Origin of the sequence: Acinetobacter sp. YH16056_T (assembly GCF_024605895.1) — a bacterium.
GTDB classification, from domain to species: Bacteria; Pseudomonadota; Gammaproteobacteria; order Pseudomonadales; family Moraxellaceae; genus Acinetobacter; species Acinetobacter amyesii.
The window spans coordinates 767,040-781,097 of the sequence record NZ_CP094545.1 but is presented as its reverse complement, the minus strand read 5'-3'; the positions used below and the strand labels follow the sequence as shown (position 1 = coordinate 781,097).

14 protein-coding genes are annotated in these 14,058 nt (G+C 41.3%); 6 read left to right on the top strand and 8 right to left on the bottom strand.

Annotated features, from left to right (window positions below; translation table 11 throughout):
* Nucleotides 1-68 precede the first annotated feature (68 nt).
* Nucleotides 69-1,847, bottom strand: a complete 1,779-nt coding sequence (locus MST17_RS03815) for a mechanosensitive ion channel (protein WP_180007507.1) — start codon at nucleotides 1,845-1,847, stop codon at nucleotides 69-71.
* Nucleotides 1,848-2,120: 273 nt separating this feature from the next.
* Nucleotides 2,121-2,399: a hypothetical protein gene (locus tag MST17_RS03810; RefSeq protein WP_078191085.1), complete on the bottom strand. Its 279-nt coding sequence runs from the start codon at nucleotides 2,397-2,399 to the stop codon at nucleotides 2,121-2,123.
* Nucleotides 2,400-2,747: 348 nt separating this feature from the next.
* Here MST17_RS03810 and MST17_RS03805 point away from each other — a divergent pair, with 348 nt between their 5' ends.
* The 5 genes from MST17_RS03805 (at nucleotide 2,748) to MST17_RS03785 (ending at nucleotide 6,692) form a co-directional block, all read left to right on the top strand.
* Nucleotides 2,748-3,170 (top strand): hypothetical protein, encoded by a 423-nt coding sequence (locus MST17_RS03805; protein ID WP_078191199.1) that lies wholly within the window; start codon nucleotides 2,748-2,750, stop codon nucleotides 3,168-3,170.
* A gap of 337 nt (nucleotides 3,171-3,507) precedes the next feature.
* Nucleotides 3,508-4,455 (top strand): transporter substrate-binding domain-containing protein, encoded by a 948-nt coding sequence (locus MST17_RS03800; RefSeq protein WP_180004747.1) that lies wholly within the window; start codon nucleotides 3,508-3,510, stop codon nucleotides 4,453-4,455.
* A 70-nt stretch (nucleotides 4,456-4,525) separates the two neighbouring features.
* A complete protein-coding gene (locus MST17_RS03795) occupies nucleotides 4,526-5,269 on the top strand; it encodes an amino acid ABC transporter permease (RefSeq protein ID WP_078191087.1) in 744 nt (247 codons plus the stop codon).
* Complete coding sequence (locus MST17_RS03790; RefSeq protein WP_078191088.1) at nucleotides 5,269-5,952, top strand: ABC transporter permease subunit; 684 nt, start codon at nucleotides 5,269-5,271, stop codon at nucleotides 5,950-5,952. The genes MST17_RS03795 and MST17_RS03790 overlap by 1 nt, the downstream gene beginning before the upstream one ends.
* Nucleotides 5,949-6,692, top strand: coding sequence for an amino acid ABC transporter ATP-binding protein (locus tag MST17_RS03785; RefSeq protein ID WP_078191089.1), 744 nt, complete (start codon nucleotides 5,949-5,951; stop codon nucleotides 6,690-6,692). Before MST17_RS03790 ends, MST17_RS03785 begins: the two co-directional genes overlap by 4 nt.
* Before the next feature lie 428 nt (nucleotides 6,693-7,120).
* Here MST17_RS03785 and MST17_RS03780 read toward each other — a convergent pair whose 3' ends face one another.
* On the bottom strand, nucleotides 7,121-7,882 hold the full coding sequence (locus tag MST17_RS03780) for a ferredoxin--NADP reductase (RefSeq protein ID WP_180025850.1): 762 nt from the start codon (nucleotides 7,880-7,882) through the stop codon (nucleotides 7,121-7,123).
* Nucleotides 7,883-7,967: 85 nt separating this feature from the next.
* On the opposite strand from MST17_RS03780, the gene gigC reads away from it, so the two are divergent.
* Nucleotides 7,968-8,852 (top strand): LysR family transcriptional regulator GigC, encoded by an 885-nt coding sequence (gigC, locus tag MST17_RS03775; protein ID WP_078191091.1) that lies wholly within the window; start codon nucleotides 7,968-7,970, stop codon nucleotides 8,850-8,852.
* A 42-nt stretch (nucleotides 8,853-8,894) separates the two neighbouring features.
* On the opposite strand, the gene MST17_RS03770 is transcribed toward gigC, so the two are convergent.
* The 5 genes from MST17_RS03770 to nuoM all read right to left on the bottom strand — a co-directional run bounded on the left by MST17_RS03770 (nucleotide 8,895) and on the right by nuoM (nucleotide 14,057).
* Nucleotides 8,895-9,647, bottom strand: a complete 753-nt coding sequence (locus MST17_RS03770; RefSeq protein ID WP_180025851.1) for an excalibur calcium-binding domain-containing protein — start codon at nucleotides 9,645-9,647, stop codon at nucleotides 8,895-8,897.
* A 107-nt stretch (nucleotides 9,648-9,754) separates the two neighbouring features.
* Entirely contained in the window at nucleotides 9,755-10,048 is a 294-nt protein-coding gene (locus MST17_RS03765) for a cold shock domain-containing protein (RefSeq protein ID WP_168378567.1), read from the bottom strand.
* An 85-nt stretch (nucleotides 10,049-10,133) separates the two neighbouring features.
* Nucleotides 10,134-10,769 (bottom strand): uracil phosphoribosyltransferase, encoded by a 636-nt coding sequence (upp, locus tag MST17_RS03760; protein ID WP_168378566.1) that lies wholly within the window; start codon nucleotides 10,767-10,769, stop codon nucleotides 10,134-10,136.
* Between the two features lie 126 nt (nucleotides 10,770-10,895).
* A complete protein-coding gene (nuoN, locus tag MST17_RS03755) occupies nucleotides 10,896-12,440 on the bottom strand; it encodes an NADH-quinone oxidoreductase subunit NuoN (RefSeq protein ID WP_180025852.1) in 1,545 nt (514 codons plus the stop codon).
* Between the two features lie 3 nt (nucleotides 12,441-12,443).
* On the bottom strand, nucleotides 12,444-14,057 hold the full coding sequence (gene nuoM, locus MST17_RS03750) for an NADH-quinone oxidoreductase subunit M (RefSeq protein WP_078191096.1): 1,614 nt from the start codon (nucleotides 14,055-14,057) through the stop codon (nucleotides 12,444-12,446).
* Nucleotide 14,058 lies beyond the last annotated feature (1 nt).

The window sequence follows — 14,058 nt, the reverse complement described above, 5'->3', positions numbered from 1 at the left end:
CAATATTCCTTAATAGAGCATTAAAATCGACCACTTAAGCGTGGCCGATTTTCTAAAGACGGAACAGGTTAATTAGGGTCATCCGGTTTTGGCGGAGTTACAGGTGCCGAAGGTGCATCGACCTGTTTTTCAGCCTCGCCTGTCGATCCAAATGGATTATTTTGTGGTTGATCACTTGGGTTTACATCCAACTGATCTGGCGTGGCCGTTTCTTTTTCACTGACGCCGGGTGCAGCCTGTTGAATGTTTGGATAGCCATCGTCGATTTTCACTTCAGAAGTCATCACAGATGTTGATGGCGTTGGACTCGCTACAGACGATGTAGGCGTATTAAAGGTGGTTTTTGCCTTCGCCTGTTCCTGTACTGGATTCGGTTCGTTGGCTTCACGTTTCGCTTTATCGATAAGATCTGATAACAATCGTTCCGCCGGATTGCGACCACCTAAACCAAAGGCCAAAGCGAAAGCAACTGCAACCGCACCGAGAGTTAAACCAAAGGCCAAATTCACGATCGAGTCGGCAATACCCATGGCACGCAAACCCATGGCAACAACCAAGCCCATAATCAGCACACGAACCAAATTACCTAACCAACGTGAACTGTTATATTCCCCTCGTTGCACCACATTTGCCACAATATTGGCAAGCCAGAAACCCACCACCAAGATTACAGCACCAAGTAAAATACTTGCACCGAACTGGATAAACATAGCAATAAGGGCACTGATTTGCTCAAAGCCTAAACGGTTAGCAGCTTCAGATACCGCAAACAACATGGTGAAAAATACGATCAGGCAACCGACCACATCCGACACTTTGGTATTGCCCAAAAAGCGTTGAATGTCTAATTTTTCTGGTACAGCATCGACACCAGTACCCGAGATCACATCTACCACTAGACGTGCCACAAAACGTGATACCACATAAGCCAAGATTAAGATTAAACCTGCGGCAATGATGTTCGGTATCGCATACATGATCTCATGCAACATGGCTGTTGCAGGCTGAGAAATCGCCTCGATACCAAGTGCTTCGAAAGCCACAATTAAAGCAGTGATAATAACTATAGCAAAGACAAAATTACCCAAAACTTGAGCAAGTTTTGCGTTTTTAAACATGCCCACTTTTTCGACTTGCTGCTGCAAACTCAAACTGTTCACCAAGCCTTCCACGATACCTCGCACAATCTTCGCCAAGATGTACCCCACAAAGACGATGACACCGGCAATAAAGATATTGGGAAGATAAGAAACAACTTCAGTGACCATATTTTGGATTGGGAACAATAGACCGTTCAAACCCAAGATCGATAAAACAATCGGTAGGAAAAGTAACAAAATCAGCCAATATACAATTTCACTGATATTTTGACTGATTGGGCTGACACCAACCTCAGAACTAAGTTTTTCATCGAGTTGGGTTTTATCAAGCAGTTTCTTTGAACCGACTTTGACCAAACTCGCCACGATCCAACCAATAAAACCTACAGCTACCGCAGCCAAGAGCTGTGGAATAAATAACAAGAACTGCTGAATCATGTTACTGAATGGGCCACTGACACTAGTCAAATTCAGTACATTGAGTGCACCAATGACGGCAATGATCAAAATTATCCAGAACACAACTCTGGAGACTATATTTTCAACATTGGAACGGTGCCCAGTTGCATTTGAAAGTTTTTGATTTGTACCTAATTTTTGCAGAACTTTTTTGACGCCAGCAGCAACCAATAAAGCAATGACCCAACCTATCAGGAGAATTGCTACTGCACTTAAAATGGGGTGAAACTGTTCCCAATAATACATGGCATCAAAACGGCCACGCGGACCACCCAGATAATCATTCATACGTTCGCCCTCATTGTTATACATGATCTGTTGTTATGTGCATTTTTACGTATGCCGCGTATCACACAGCATTAATGCTTTGAACTTAAGCTTTCTTTTCCACCTTAGTTTTTGCGTATTTTTTAATCAACCAAAGTATGCATAACTCCAACAAAAGCTCACAATTGAATGTAAAAAAGCCTTGGCATAACCAAGGCTTTATTTGTGTCATTCTGATGAGATGCTTAAGGTTCAGATCTTGCAATCATGTAAATCTGACTCATGTATTTATCATCAATGATCTGTCGCAGTTGCAGTATTTGAATCATTGGCAACAGCTTCATCCCCCGCTGTACCGCTAGTCGTATCATTGGCAGTTGCAGTTTGTGCATTGGGTGCAGGATGATCAGGTGGTGCATCCGAAGCAGACGGTTTCATATCTGCAAACATATAAAACAATAACGCGATTAAGAAGATACCCACTAAAATTAGCATATACACTGGGATACGTTTTTTTTGTGTTGTTTCTTCTGCGCTGGTGGTATGGGGCGGTTTATTAAAATCGTGTGTCATATTCCCCTCGCTATTTTGTTGTTCGTCGTTCACTTTTTATACTAACAATACAATATCCTTTGTTGTGTGAAGAACAATTACAATCCGTGAAAACATGTAACTTGAAAGATCAGTTCAATTTACATCCGTCTTGCTGTTTAAATAGATGACTGATTTTTAGATTTAAAATCAATCGCTAAGGTAAAAATATCGGAGCATGAAATGAATGTACCATTTCAATCGTATTCATTTTCAGAGTATCAAGTGTTGCAAAAATAAATGCTTTTTTGAGCTAGATGGAATTCTCTGCTTTTGATGAATGAAATGAGCTATAATCATGCACCTTATTTTTCACCTGTTATCAAATCTATGGCGTACCATCAACAAGGTGTAACGCTTGATCTTGACACTGACGTCACTCATCAATGTTCCCTTCATTACACTCGTGATCAGCATCTTATTGGCATTATTGAATTTAGTAAGCCAAGTTATGTGTTGAAATGGGGTGATTTGGAATATTTCCGCCGACGTACTGAAGAGTTTTCAGTGATGCCATTCCCTGAATGCATCAATGCGATGGTGATTGATATTCGAAATATTGCGGCTTTTTTAGATAATGAAGTGCCTATTATTCCTTGGCGCTTGCTCGAAGAAGAATGCCCGATTCGCTTAGTTGTTCCCCAAGATCGACTGGAGCATTATGCTGGCTTTTTTGAACCGACTTGGTTGACTTCCGACGTAGACACAGCGATTCAAGAAATTCGTGAATTTATGGATATGTTTGTGCATTAACACGGAGATTAAACTAAAGTTTAATCCCGAAAACCTCCATTTGGAGGTTTTTTTATGCCCTTTTATTTTCATTATCTATTTCACAATAAAATTAAATTATTTTATATTTAATGACTTATAGCAAACTTTCTTATAAAAAATGTTCATAACTTATCCCATTTCTTAGTAACAATTCGGCAATAAATTTTGCTTGAGCCTTGTTCGATTTATCACCTAAGATGTAGAAAATGATCTCTTTTTTATTGTTGAAACATTCTTAAAAACAGAGCAATAAAACTAAATACGTAACAAGATCATAAAAAGTGGATATTAAATCAGGGTAAAAGGAGTTTTAACGATGACGTCAAAAAAACATTTAGCAACTTTGTTCTGTGCAAGTGCGCTCACTTTAGGGCTTAGCGCATGTAGTGACAATAAAGCACCTACAACGGATAAAGCTGCAGGAAGTGAAGCTGCTGTTTCTGACTCAGGGACTTTAGATAAGATCAAAAAATCGGGCACGATTGTTTTAGGCTATCGCGATTCATCGATTCCATTTTCATATATCGCAGATAATCCAAACCAACCTGTGGGTTATGCGCATGATCTTCAATTAAAAGTAGTTGAAGCAGTAAAAAAACAATTAAATCTTCCCGATTTAAAAATCCGTTATAACTTAGTGACCAGCCAAAACCGAATTCCATTAGTTTCTAATGGCACCGTCGACTTAGAGTGTGGTTCAACCACCAACAATAAAGAACGCCAACAACAAGTTGATTTCTCAACAGGTTTCTTTGAGGTGGGTTCACGCTTACTTACTGCAAAAGACTCTGGGATTAAAGACTTCGCTGACCTTAAAGGTAAAAAATTAGTCACCACGGCAGGAACTACATCTGAGCGTTATATTCGTCAACATGAAAAAGAGTTAGGTATTGGTGAAGTCATTTCTGCCAAAGACCACGCTGAGTCTTTCCTCATGCTACAAAATGGTCGTGCAGCGGCATTTATGATGGATGATATTTTGCTGGCGGGTGAAAAATCGAAAGCCAAAGATCCAAATAAATGGGAAATCGTGGGTACAGCACCGATTCAAGAAATTTATGGTTGTATGCTACGTAAAGGCGATACTGGCTTTAAACAAGTGGTTGATGATGCAATCAAAGCGACCTATAGCTCTGGTGAAATCAATGACATGTATAAAAAATGGTTCCAAACGCCAATTCCACCAAAAAATATCAATTTGAATTTCCCGATGTCTGATCAATTAAAAGCATTGATTAGCAATCCACATGACCGTGACGAATAACTTTCCCTAAACATTCTAAAGATGCTTAAGCCAAACGGATTTTGGCTTAAGCTCATTATAGGGAGTTCCTATGAATTATAGCTGGAATTGGGGTGTGCTGTTCCAATCTACAGGTGTAGGTGATTCGACCTACCTGAATTGGATTTTAATTGGGATCGGCTGGCTGTTTGTCATCGCTTTGGTGGCATGGAGCATTGCGATGGTGCTTGGCAGCATCTTGGGTATTATGCGTACCCTACCGAGTCCTGTAGCACGAGGTATTGGTACTGCCTACGTGACTATTTTCCGAAATGTACCCTTATTGATTCAACTGTTTATTTGGTTCTATGTTGTACCTAACTTCCTCCCTGCTGCGATTAAAAGCTGGTGGATGAATGACCTTGGGGCAAATACGACCGCCCTAATTTCTGCAAGTGTCGGCTTGGGTCTATTTACAGCTGCACGGGTCTGTGAGCAAGTCAGGACAGGTATTGAAGCGCTTCCTTTGGGGCAAACCAATGCAGGTTATGCCATGGGATTTAGCACGGCTCAACTTTACCGCTATGTGATCTTACCGCAGTCATTCCGCACGATTTTGCCACCCCTCAGCTCTGAGTTGACCAACTGTGTCAAAAACACCTCAGTTGCGTCTTTGGTCGGTGTTGCAGAAATCATTTCACAGATGAAAACCATCAGTGAATACACGCAAAACACCATCGAAATTTATACCTACGTCACCATTATTTTCATCGTGATCAACATCTGTTTAATTGGTTTCATGAATTTTCTGGAAAAACGCCTACGCGTTCCTGGCTTAATTGCAGGAGATAAATAATGGAATGGCTCAGTTCTTTTATTCAAGACCTCCAAGCGTCTGGCCCTGCACTATGGCATGGTTTCAGCATCACACTCAAAGTGGTGATCACGGCAACCATTGGTGGTGTCTTTATTGGGACTTTATTGGCGTTGATGCGCCTGTCCTCGATTAAGGCTTTTAATATTTTTGCTAAAGGCTATGTGAACCTCTTTCGTTCTATACCTTTGCTCTTGGTGCTAATGTGGTTCTACTTTGCCGTACCCTTTATCTACACAGGAATCACAGGTAACTATCTGACGATTGATACTGCCCTCGTGTCGAGTATTGTGGCCTTCATGCTATTTGAAGCGGCTTACTTTTCAGAGATTGTCCGTGCCGGGATTCAGTCAATTCCTAAAGGTCAAACTTCTGCAGCTTATGCTCTCGGTATGAGCTATAGCCAAGCGATGCGCTTAATTATTTTGCCGCAATCTTTTCGCAAAATGACGCCACTGCTTTTACAGCAAACCATCATTCTGTTCCAAGATTCAACCATGGTATATGCCATCGGACTGTTAGACTTTTTCCGCACCAACTATGTTCGAGGCGACCTCATGTCATTGTTAACTCAATACATTCTGTTTGCCGGTCTGGTGTATTTCACTATTAGTATGATCGCTACCTATGCAGTTAAAAAATTACAACGGAGGTTAAGTGTATGACCGATCAAAAAACGATGATTGACCTCCAAAATGTCAGTAAATGGTATAAAGATTTTCAAGTGCTTACCGATTGCACGACTCAAATTAAACAAGGTGAAGTGGTTGTCGTGTGTGGACCTTCAGGTTCAGGCAAATCAACGCTCATTAAAACCGTCAATGGACTTGAGCCTTTTCAAGCCGGTACGATTTTAGTCGACGGTATTTCCATTAATGACCCAAAAACCGATTTAAATAAATTGCGTAGTCGTGTCGGTATGGTGTTCCAGCACTTTGAACTGTTTCCACATTTATCCATTACCGAAAACCTGACCATTGCGCAGGTTAAAGTCTTGGGTCGATCAGAAGCCGAAGCCAAGAAAAAAGGCTTGGCTTATTTAGATCGTGTGGGTTTGAGTGCGCATGCCGCTAAATTTCCTGCACAGTTATCAGGTGGACAGCAACAACGTGTTGCCATTGCACGTGCGCTCAGTATGGACCCGATTGCCATGCTGTTTGATGAACCAACTTCGGCACTTGATCCAGAGATGATTAACGAAGTGCTTGATGTAATGGTGGGTCTTGCCAAAGAAGGTATGACCATGATGTGTGTAACCCATGAGATGGGCTTTGCTCGTCAGGTTGCAGACCGAGTGATCTTTATGGATCAAGGAAAAATTGTAGAAGACTGCAGCAAAGATGATTTCTTTAATGCTCCTCGTGGTGAACGAGCGCAGCAGTTCTTAAATAAAATTCTGCATTAACATCAAAACGTTTATTTAACTGATGTTACGAAGTAACATCAGAAGCGTAATTTGATTCAAATAAAAGTACGATACGCGGTAACGTCATCCGCAAGTGTTTGAGATAGAACTTCTTCTAATCAAAAATGTTTTTGCGATACTTTAGATAATTAGACGCTTGTGAACGAGTTTTGTCGGTGAGGTGATTGCACCGCAAGATGGTTTCCTTGCGAAGCACGCTTTTCATTTTGCCTAATGAGAAGCGTGCTTCGTAAGAGTACCTCCAGCCGAAGGCTAATCACTTTATTCATTCCCTTGATGTAAGACTCCGTCGAATTGGCTTAAAAATCATTTTAAAAATGCAAAATTACTTTTGCATGCGTAACATCAGTTATTTAATTTCCGAAAATAAAAAGCTCATCCATCGATGAGCTTTTTTTCATGGCAGATTACCAATAATTTTCTACAGCAATATTGCCTTCACCACGACGGTTCATAGTCAAACCACGCGCCTTTAATGCCGCCTTGGTGTCATCAACCATTTGTGGATTACCACACAACATGACATGCGTCGTTTCCACATTAAACGCTAAGCCCGCCGCCTGTTCTAGCTCGCCATTTTCAATTAAAACTGGTAAACGATCATGCAGCGGTGCATTTGGATCACGTGTCACAATAGGTATAAATTTAAAACCCGTATGCCCTTCACCAAAGGTCTCGGCGATTTCTTGAATACGCTCGATATAAGCCAATTCTGATACGGTACGCACACTGTAGACTAGATTAATTTTTTCGTATTTAGACCACGTTTCAAAGTCTTGTAGCATTGATAAAAATGGTGCAAGACCCGTTCCTGTCCCCAACAGCCATAAGTCCTTCGGCAATGGCAACTGATAACGTGCCAAGGTAAGGAAGCCATAAGGGACTTTTTCTAAATACAGCTCATCACCCACTTGTAGATGCTGTAAATTCGAGGTAAACGCACCATCTGGAACGACGATAGAGAAAAACTCTAAAGTTTCATCAAAGGGTGACGACACCACAGAATAGGCACGAACCACCAATTCATCGCCCACTTTCAAGCCAATTCGTGCGAACTGACCAGCGGTGAATTTAAAATGTGCAGGGCGTGTCATGGTAAAACTGAACAAAGTATTGGTCCAACGGTGTACAGATAAAACCTTTTCTAAGCTAAATTTTTCAATTGACATGATTTGAACGTGGCGTGACAGACTGTGCTCATGTTAGCATGACAGCATAATTTATTAATATTTTTTAAATGTTAAGGCCTGATTCATGCGCATGACTTTACGCCAGTTGGCTGTTTTTGTAGCAGTCGCTCAAGAAGGTACCGTTACCAAAGCCAGTGATGCTGTCAAACTTACTCAAAGTGCAGCAAGTATGGCATTGGCAGACCTCGAAGATGGTCTCGGTGCTCCACTGTTTGACCGACTTGGTAAACGCTTGCAATTGAATGACTTGGGTCGTTTTTTATTGCCACAAGCTTTGGAAATTTTAGGGCGCTGTGAAGCTTTTGAACAAGCAGCCAAAGGCGAACTACAAAGTATTGATCTACGTTTGGGCGCGACCCTGACCATCAGTGACTACTTGATGCCAGACCTCATGGCAGATTTCTTACAAATTCAACCTCAAGCACATTTACAACTTCAAGTCGGCAATACCCGCCAAATGATTGAAGCGGTAAACCAATTTCAGTTGGATTTGGCCTTAATTGAAGGTTCATGCCATCTGCCACAGTTGCAATGTATTCACTGGCGTGACGATGAACTTGCCGTGTGCTGTTCACCAGAGCACCCTTTAGCGAAGTTGGATCGTGCACTCACTGCAGCTGACTTTGATAACGTGGAATGGATCTTACGTGAAGAAGGTTCAGGCACACGTGAAGTATTTGACAACGCAATTTTAAAAGACCTGCCAGATGCCAATATTCGTTTAACCTTGGGTCATAACGAAGCCATTTTAAAAATCGTGGCAGGTGGTCTTGGTATGTCATGTATTTCTAAACTGGCGATTGAGCCTTTACGTGAAAAAGGTCAATTGGTGGTTTTAGATACACCGTTCTGGCAACTTGCCCGTCCATTATTCATGTTGGTACATCGTCAGAAATACCAAGGACCAGGGCTCAAAGCCTTTATGCAATTTTGTGAAAAATCTGTATAAATAAAAAAGCGCCTAATGGCGCTTTTTTTGTGAATGCTTCCATTACCACCTAGAATCATTCTCACAAGCAATACCGTCATTATCACCATCCATCTTCGTGTTTGGACAATTCTTAATAAACCACTGAGCTTCATCTCTTGAGCGCATTTGACTGCAATGCTGTCGTCCATCACAACTAAACTGAGCTTTTTCTTCTGCCCTTGGCGTATCACTTGAAGAAGGTGCCTGCGCAGTGTCTTGAACACCAGACTGAGCTTGCGTTGAACCTGTGCCATATAGATTTTTTTCACCTTGCTCAGACAGCACCCGATCGGGTAAATCCCCCTGAGCTTTACGTTGTTCTTTTACGATGTTTTCATTTTCTTGCATGAGCTGTTGTAAATGTTGTTGCTTCTGTTCTTGGTACTGCTGATATTTACTATAGACGGCCACAGCTAAAACTAGAATCACAATGAGTCCAATCATGCTGATGATTTTACTGCCCCAAACTGTGCCTTTGGCTATATCGTGAGGAGTAACTTGATCGTTTACTCGATCTGGCATTGATTCAAATGACGGATTTATCTGTTCATGAGTGGACTGCTCTTTTTTCAAATCTAAACGGATGATATTTACAGCTTTAAATTTACCTTGATCTGCTTCAATCCTGTATTTGAGATTTTCTCCAACACGTGGTTCGATGTGTCGGCTAGGAAAATCACGAATATGAAAAAATAAATCCTTTGCTTGATCTTGTTGTATAAATCCAAAGCCGCGCTCAACATTATAGCTTTTGATTTTCCCCTCTTTAAACATAAAAATTGTCTCTCATCTTTTCTTTTAATACTCTTATGATAATAAAAAAAGAGGCCCTATAGACCTCTTTTCGATTTCAATGATTTCCACGAAATCTTAAAATCACATTATTTACGCAAATTTGAAAGCAAAGCTGAAGTAATCGACTGGTTATTTGCCACGACTTTAGATTTTTTAGCTTTTGCAGATTTGTCTTCTTCACGCTCAATGTTAATGGCCTTATAACGATCTCCATTTTCCACCACATTAAATTTCACGCGATCATTACGTTTTGGTTCGACACCATCTGCGGGAAAGTCAGAGATATGGAAAAATACATCACCTTCTTCACATGAAAGAAAGCCAAAGCCCTTTTCAGGATTGTACTGCTTCACTTTACCTTTATATTGTTCGGACTTCATAAAGTACCCTATTCCATTTATGCCAATGTCTTTAGTATATAAAAAAGAGGCTATAAAAGCCCCTTTTCTGTTCATGATGCAAAAATTAGTCTTTTTGAACTGAACCGAAAATTTTATCGCCTGCATCGCCAAGACCAGGAACGATATAACCGTTTTCATTTAAACCTTGGTCTACAGATGCTGTGTAAATCGTTACGTCCGGATGAGCTTCATTCACACGTTTAATGCCTTCTGGAGCTGCTACAAGCACCATGACACGAATATCTTTACAACCACTGGCTTTTAGAACGTCAATAGCAGCAACGAGCGATGAACCTGTTGCAAGCATTGGGTCAATAATCATCGCTAAACGGTTTTGTACGTCTGGTACTAATTTTTTGTAGTAAGTACGCGCTTCTAAAGTTTCTTCATCACGCTCTAAACCCAATACAGATACTTTCGCACTTGGAATCAGGTTTAAGAAACCATCCAACATACCAATACCTGCACGTAAAATCGGTACAACTGTTATTTTTTTACCGGCAATACGATCTACAATTACTTTACCATTCCAACCATCAATTTCATGATCGACCATTGGTAAATCTTTCGTTGCTTCATAAGTCAGAAGCATAGTCACTTCTTGAGCAAGCTCACGGAAGTTTTTAGTACTAATATCTGCACGACGAAGTAAGCCGAGTTTATGTCGGATTAAAGGATGACGGATTTCATGGATAGCCACGGGAGAACACCTAAAAGGTTAAGATAAAATTTCAACCATTATAAAGCTATTTAACAAATGATAAAAATAAAAAAGCCCCCTTTACAGGAGGCTTTTTTGTAATAAGCAAATTAATTGCTTAATTCATTAGTTAAATCCACTTTGAATTAAGCTAAAAATGAACTGTTGTAATTCAGGTGAGATCGCAAAGTATGCCACTTGAGATACTGCAATGATTGGATCTGGATATACACCGATCAACAACACAAGAGCAGCTGCGCCAAGCACCATAATACCACCCACTTTTTGACCCCAATGATCGACAGCATCGATACGTGGGTTTTCTGGTGGAGTCATGTACATCACAACCATCACACGTAGGTAGTAGTACAAACCGATACCTGAACCAAGGATCACCATCGCAGCTAAGAACCATGAACCACCAGCAACCGCTGTTTTGATCACAAGGAACTTACCAATAAAGCCTGCTGTTAATGGGATACCTGCAAGAGATAACATCATGACAGTCAGTGTTGCAGTCAACACTGGACGACGCCAGAACAAACCACGGTACTCCGCAAGGCTACCTGCTTCGTCTTTGTTGTTGTAAGGGCTAGACATCAGTGTCACAACACCGAACGCACCAATCGTTGTTAATACATAAGTAATCACATACACGTTGACGCTACTGAATGTTGCAAAGCCTTGTACTTGAACAAAGTCAGTATTACGTGCACTCACAATCGCAACAAGTAAGTAACCAAAGTGAGCGATTGAAGAATATGCAAGGATACGTTTCAAGTTCACTTGACGTACTGCTAGTAAGTTACCCGCAAGGATAGACAATACTGCAATAATGGTCACGATTGTAATGAAGCTGTCAGAAAGGATTAAGCCAGAAGCCAAGAAGTAACGAACGAATAGACCGATCATTGCCACTTTAGCCACAGTCGCTAAGAATGTCGCGATTGGCGCTGGCGCACCGGCATACACGTCTGGTGTCCATTTGTGGAATGGCGCAAGAGACAATTTAAATGCAACAGCAAAGACAATTAGTGCAAGACCAAGGACTACGCCCGGTTGGCTGAAAGTTGTGAACATTTTGCCTGGTTCAGCAACGAATGCCATTGTACCTGTGTACGCATATACATAAGCCATACCCATCAACAACATCGCAGAAGCGGTTGCTGAAAGCACCAAATATTTCACACCCGCTTCAAGCGACTGTGAACGTTGGTGTGTATAAGCCAATAGGCCGTATACAGGAATCGACATTAACTCAAGACTGATAAAGAAAGACGCATAGTGCGAACTTGCAACCATTAACAATGCACCTGTTACAGAGCACAGCATCAAGATATAAAGTTCTTCACGGTTATCTTTATAGGTTTCGATATACGCATGTGACAATGTGCAGCAAGCAAGTGCTGCAATCAAAATCACGAATTGGTACAACATCGTAAATGGATCTACGATGAACAAATTCATTACGTTTGCAGGTGCATACTGCCCTACAACGAAAACAAAAATAATATAAAAGGCTGCAAGGTTCAGACCTATAACGGAAGTCGTTGCAACTAAATTGTGGTTACGCTTGATTGCAATTAGCAACATCACGACGATCGCAGTTAAAGCCACGATCATCACAGGAGCTAATGGCATAAGCTCAGAAAATGACATTGTGAAGTCCATGGCTTATTGCATCTCCACATTTTCAGGTTGTACAGCAATCTGCTGCACAACATCAACGACTTCTTGAACTGGAATATAGCTATTTGCAATCCACGCCATGCTTGAATTTGAAATATCAAGGAAGGTTTGTGGGAATAGACCAAGCCATACTAGACCAAGAGCACAGATTAAAAGAATCACAACTTCACGCGCATTTAAGTCTTTCAACGGATTTGCGTAATGCTGTTTTTGTTCTTCGTTTGGTGTACCAAACAATGCTTTGTGGATCAGGATTAAACCGTAAAGACCGGCAAATACTAAGCTTACTGCAGCAAGGATTGTGTACACAGGGAACTTGTCATAAGAACCCATCAAGATCAGGAATTCACCGATGAAGTTACCTAGACCTGGAATACCTACAAGTGCCGCAACAAAGAACATTAAGAAGAATGAAAGGTATTGGAACTGACCACGGATACCGCCCATCAAACGCATGTCACGTGTATGCAGACGTTCGTAAACCTGACCACACATAATGAACAATGCAGCAGAAGATAGACCGTGAGCCAGCATCATAATCATCAAGCCTTGGAATGTCAGGATGTTACCTGCATACAAGGCAAGAAGTACGAAGCCCATGTGCGAAATAGATGTGTACGCAAGCAGACGTTTCATGTCTGTTTGTTGGAATGCACACCATGCACCGTAGAAAATACCGATTAGACCAAGAATGATCGCGATGTCAGCAAACTGAGCAGATGCTACTGGGAAGAATGGAATAACGAAACGTAAAAGACCATAAGCCGCAGTTTTAATCAAGATACCTGCAAGGTCGACAGAACCCGCTGTAGGTGCTTGCGCATGTGCATCTGGTAACCAGCCGTGTAATGGGAAAACTGGAAGTTTTACCGCAAAACCAATAAACATACAGATCATGAATGCATACGCAAGTGCTGGAGCTTTTGCCTCAACAGTGTGTGCAACACTCATCAAGAAGTCATAGTTAAAGCTGATTTGACCGTGAAGTTGGAAGCCAACAACCACTAGACCCAAGATACCGATCAACATGATCAGACCCGCAACCTGAGTATAGATAAAGAATTTAGTTGCAGCGTAAACGCGTGACTTACCTTCTGCCCCTTTATGACCCCAAAGTGCGATCAAGAAGTAGATTGGTACCAGCATCATCTCCCAGAAGAAGAAGAATAGGAACATGTCGATCGCTAAGAATACACCGATCACACCACCTAAAGACCAAAGTAGGTTTAAGTGGAAGAAACCAACGTTCTTTTGAATCTCACCCCATGAACAGCCAACTGCAAGTACACCCAGTAATGCAGTTAAACCCACCATAAGCAGTGAAAGACCATCCACCGCAAGGTGAATGTTAATGCCTAAAGTGGTAATCCACGGTAGGTTAAATTGAGCAGCCCACTGTGGAGCTTGTGTACCCAACTCATAGTTATAAGTACCGCTTTGCCATAAAACGACGGTTAGCACCAACGTTAATAGCATACCAATTAAGGCAATATAGCGTGGTAAGTGCTTGTCGAGTTTATCGACAAGCCAGCATACAAAACCTGCAATGAACGGAATAAGGATCAGAGCGGGTAGAATTAAATTGTTTGGAGTTTCCATT

What these genes read in the sequence shown, in the direction of transcription:
- MST17_RS03815 (WP_180007507.1), bottom strand. Translation starts at nt 1,847, where the DNA reads ATGAATGATTATCTGGGTGGTCCGCGTGGCCGTTTTGATGCCATGTAT.
- MST17_RS03810 (WP_078191085.1), bottom strand. Translation starts at nt 2,399, where the DNA reads ATGACACACGATTTTAATAAACCGCCCCATACCACCAGCGCAGAAGAA.
- MST17_RS03805 (WP_078191199.1), top strand. Translation starts at nt 2,748, where the DNA reads ATGGCGTACCATCAACAAGGTGTAACGCTTGATCTTGACACTGACGTC.
- MST17_RS03800 (WP_180004747.1), top strand. Translation starts at nt 3,508, where the DNA reads ATGACGTCAAAAAAACATTTAGCAACTTTGTTCTGTGCAAGTGCGCTC.
- MST17_RS03795 (WP_078191087.1), top strand. Translation starts at nt 4,526, where the DNA reads ATGAATTATAGCTGGAATTGGGGTGTGCTGTTCCAATCTACAGGTGTA.
- MST17_RS03790 (WP_078191088.1), top strand. Translation starts at nt 5,269, where the DNA reads ATGGAATGGCTCAGTTCTTTTATTCAAGACCTCCAAGCGTCTGGCCCT.
- MST17_RS03785 (WP_078191089.1), top strand. Translation starts at nt 5,949, where the DNA reads ATGACCGATCAAAAAACGATGATTGACCTCCAAAATGTCAGTAAATGG.
- MST17_RS03780 (WP_180025850.1), bottom strand. Translation starts at nt 7,882, where the DNA reads ATGTCAATTGAAAAATTTAGCTTAGAAAAGGTTTTATCTGTACACCGT.
- gigC (WP_078191091.1), top strand. Translation starts at nt 7,968, where the DNA reads ATGCGCATGACTTTACGCCAGTTGGCTGTTTTTGTAGCAGTCGCTCAA.
- MST17_RS03770 (WP_180025851.1), bottom strand. Translation starts at nt 9,647, where the DNA reads ATGTTTAAAGAGGGGAAAATCAAAAGCTATAATGTTGAGCGCGGCTTT.
- MST17_RS03765 (WP_168378567.1), bottom strand. Translation starts at nt 10,048, where the DNA reads ATGAAGTCCGAACAATATAAAGGTAAAGTGAAGCAGTACAATCCTGAA.
- nuoN (WP_180025852.1), bottom strand. Translation starts at nt 12,440, where the DNA reads ATGGACTTCACAATGTCATTTTCTGAGCTTATGCCATTAGCTCCTGTG.
- nuoM (WP_078191096.1), bottom strand. Translation starts at nt 14,057, where the DNA reads ATGGAAACTCCAAACAATTTAATTCTACCCGCTCTGATCCTTATTCCG.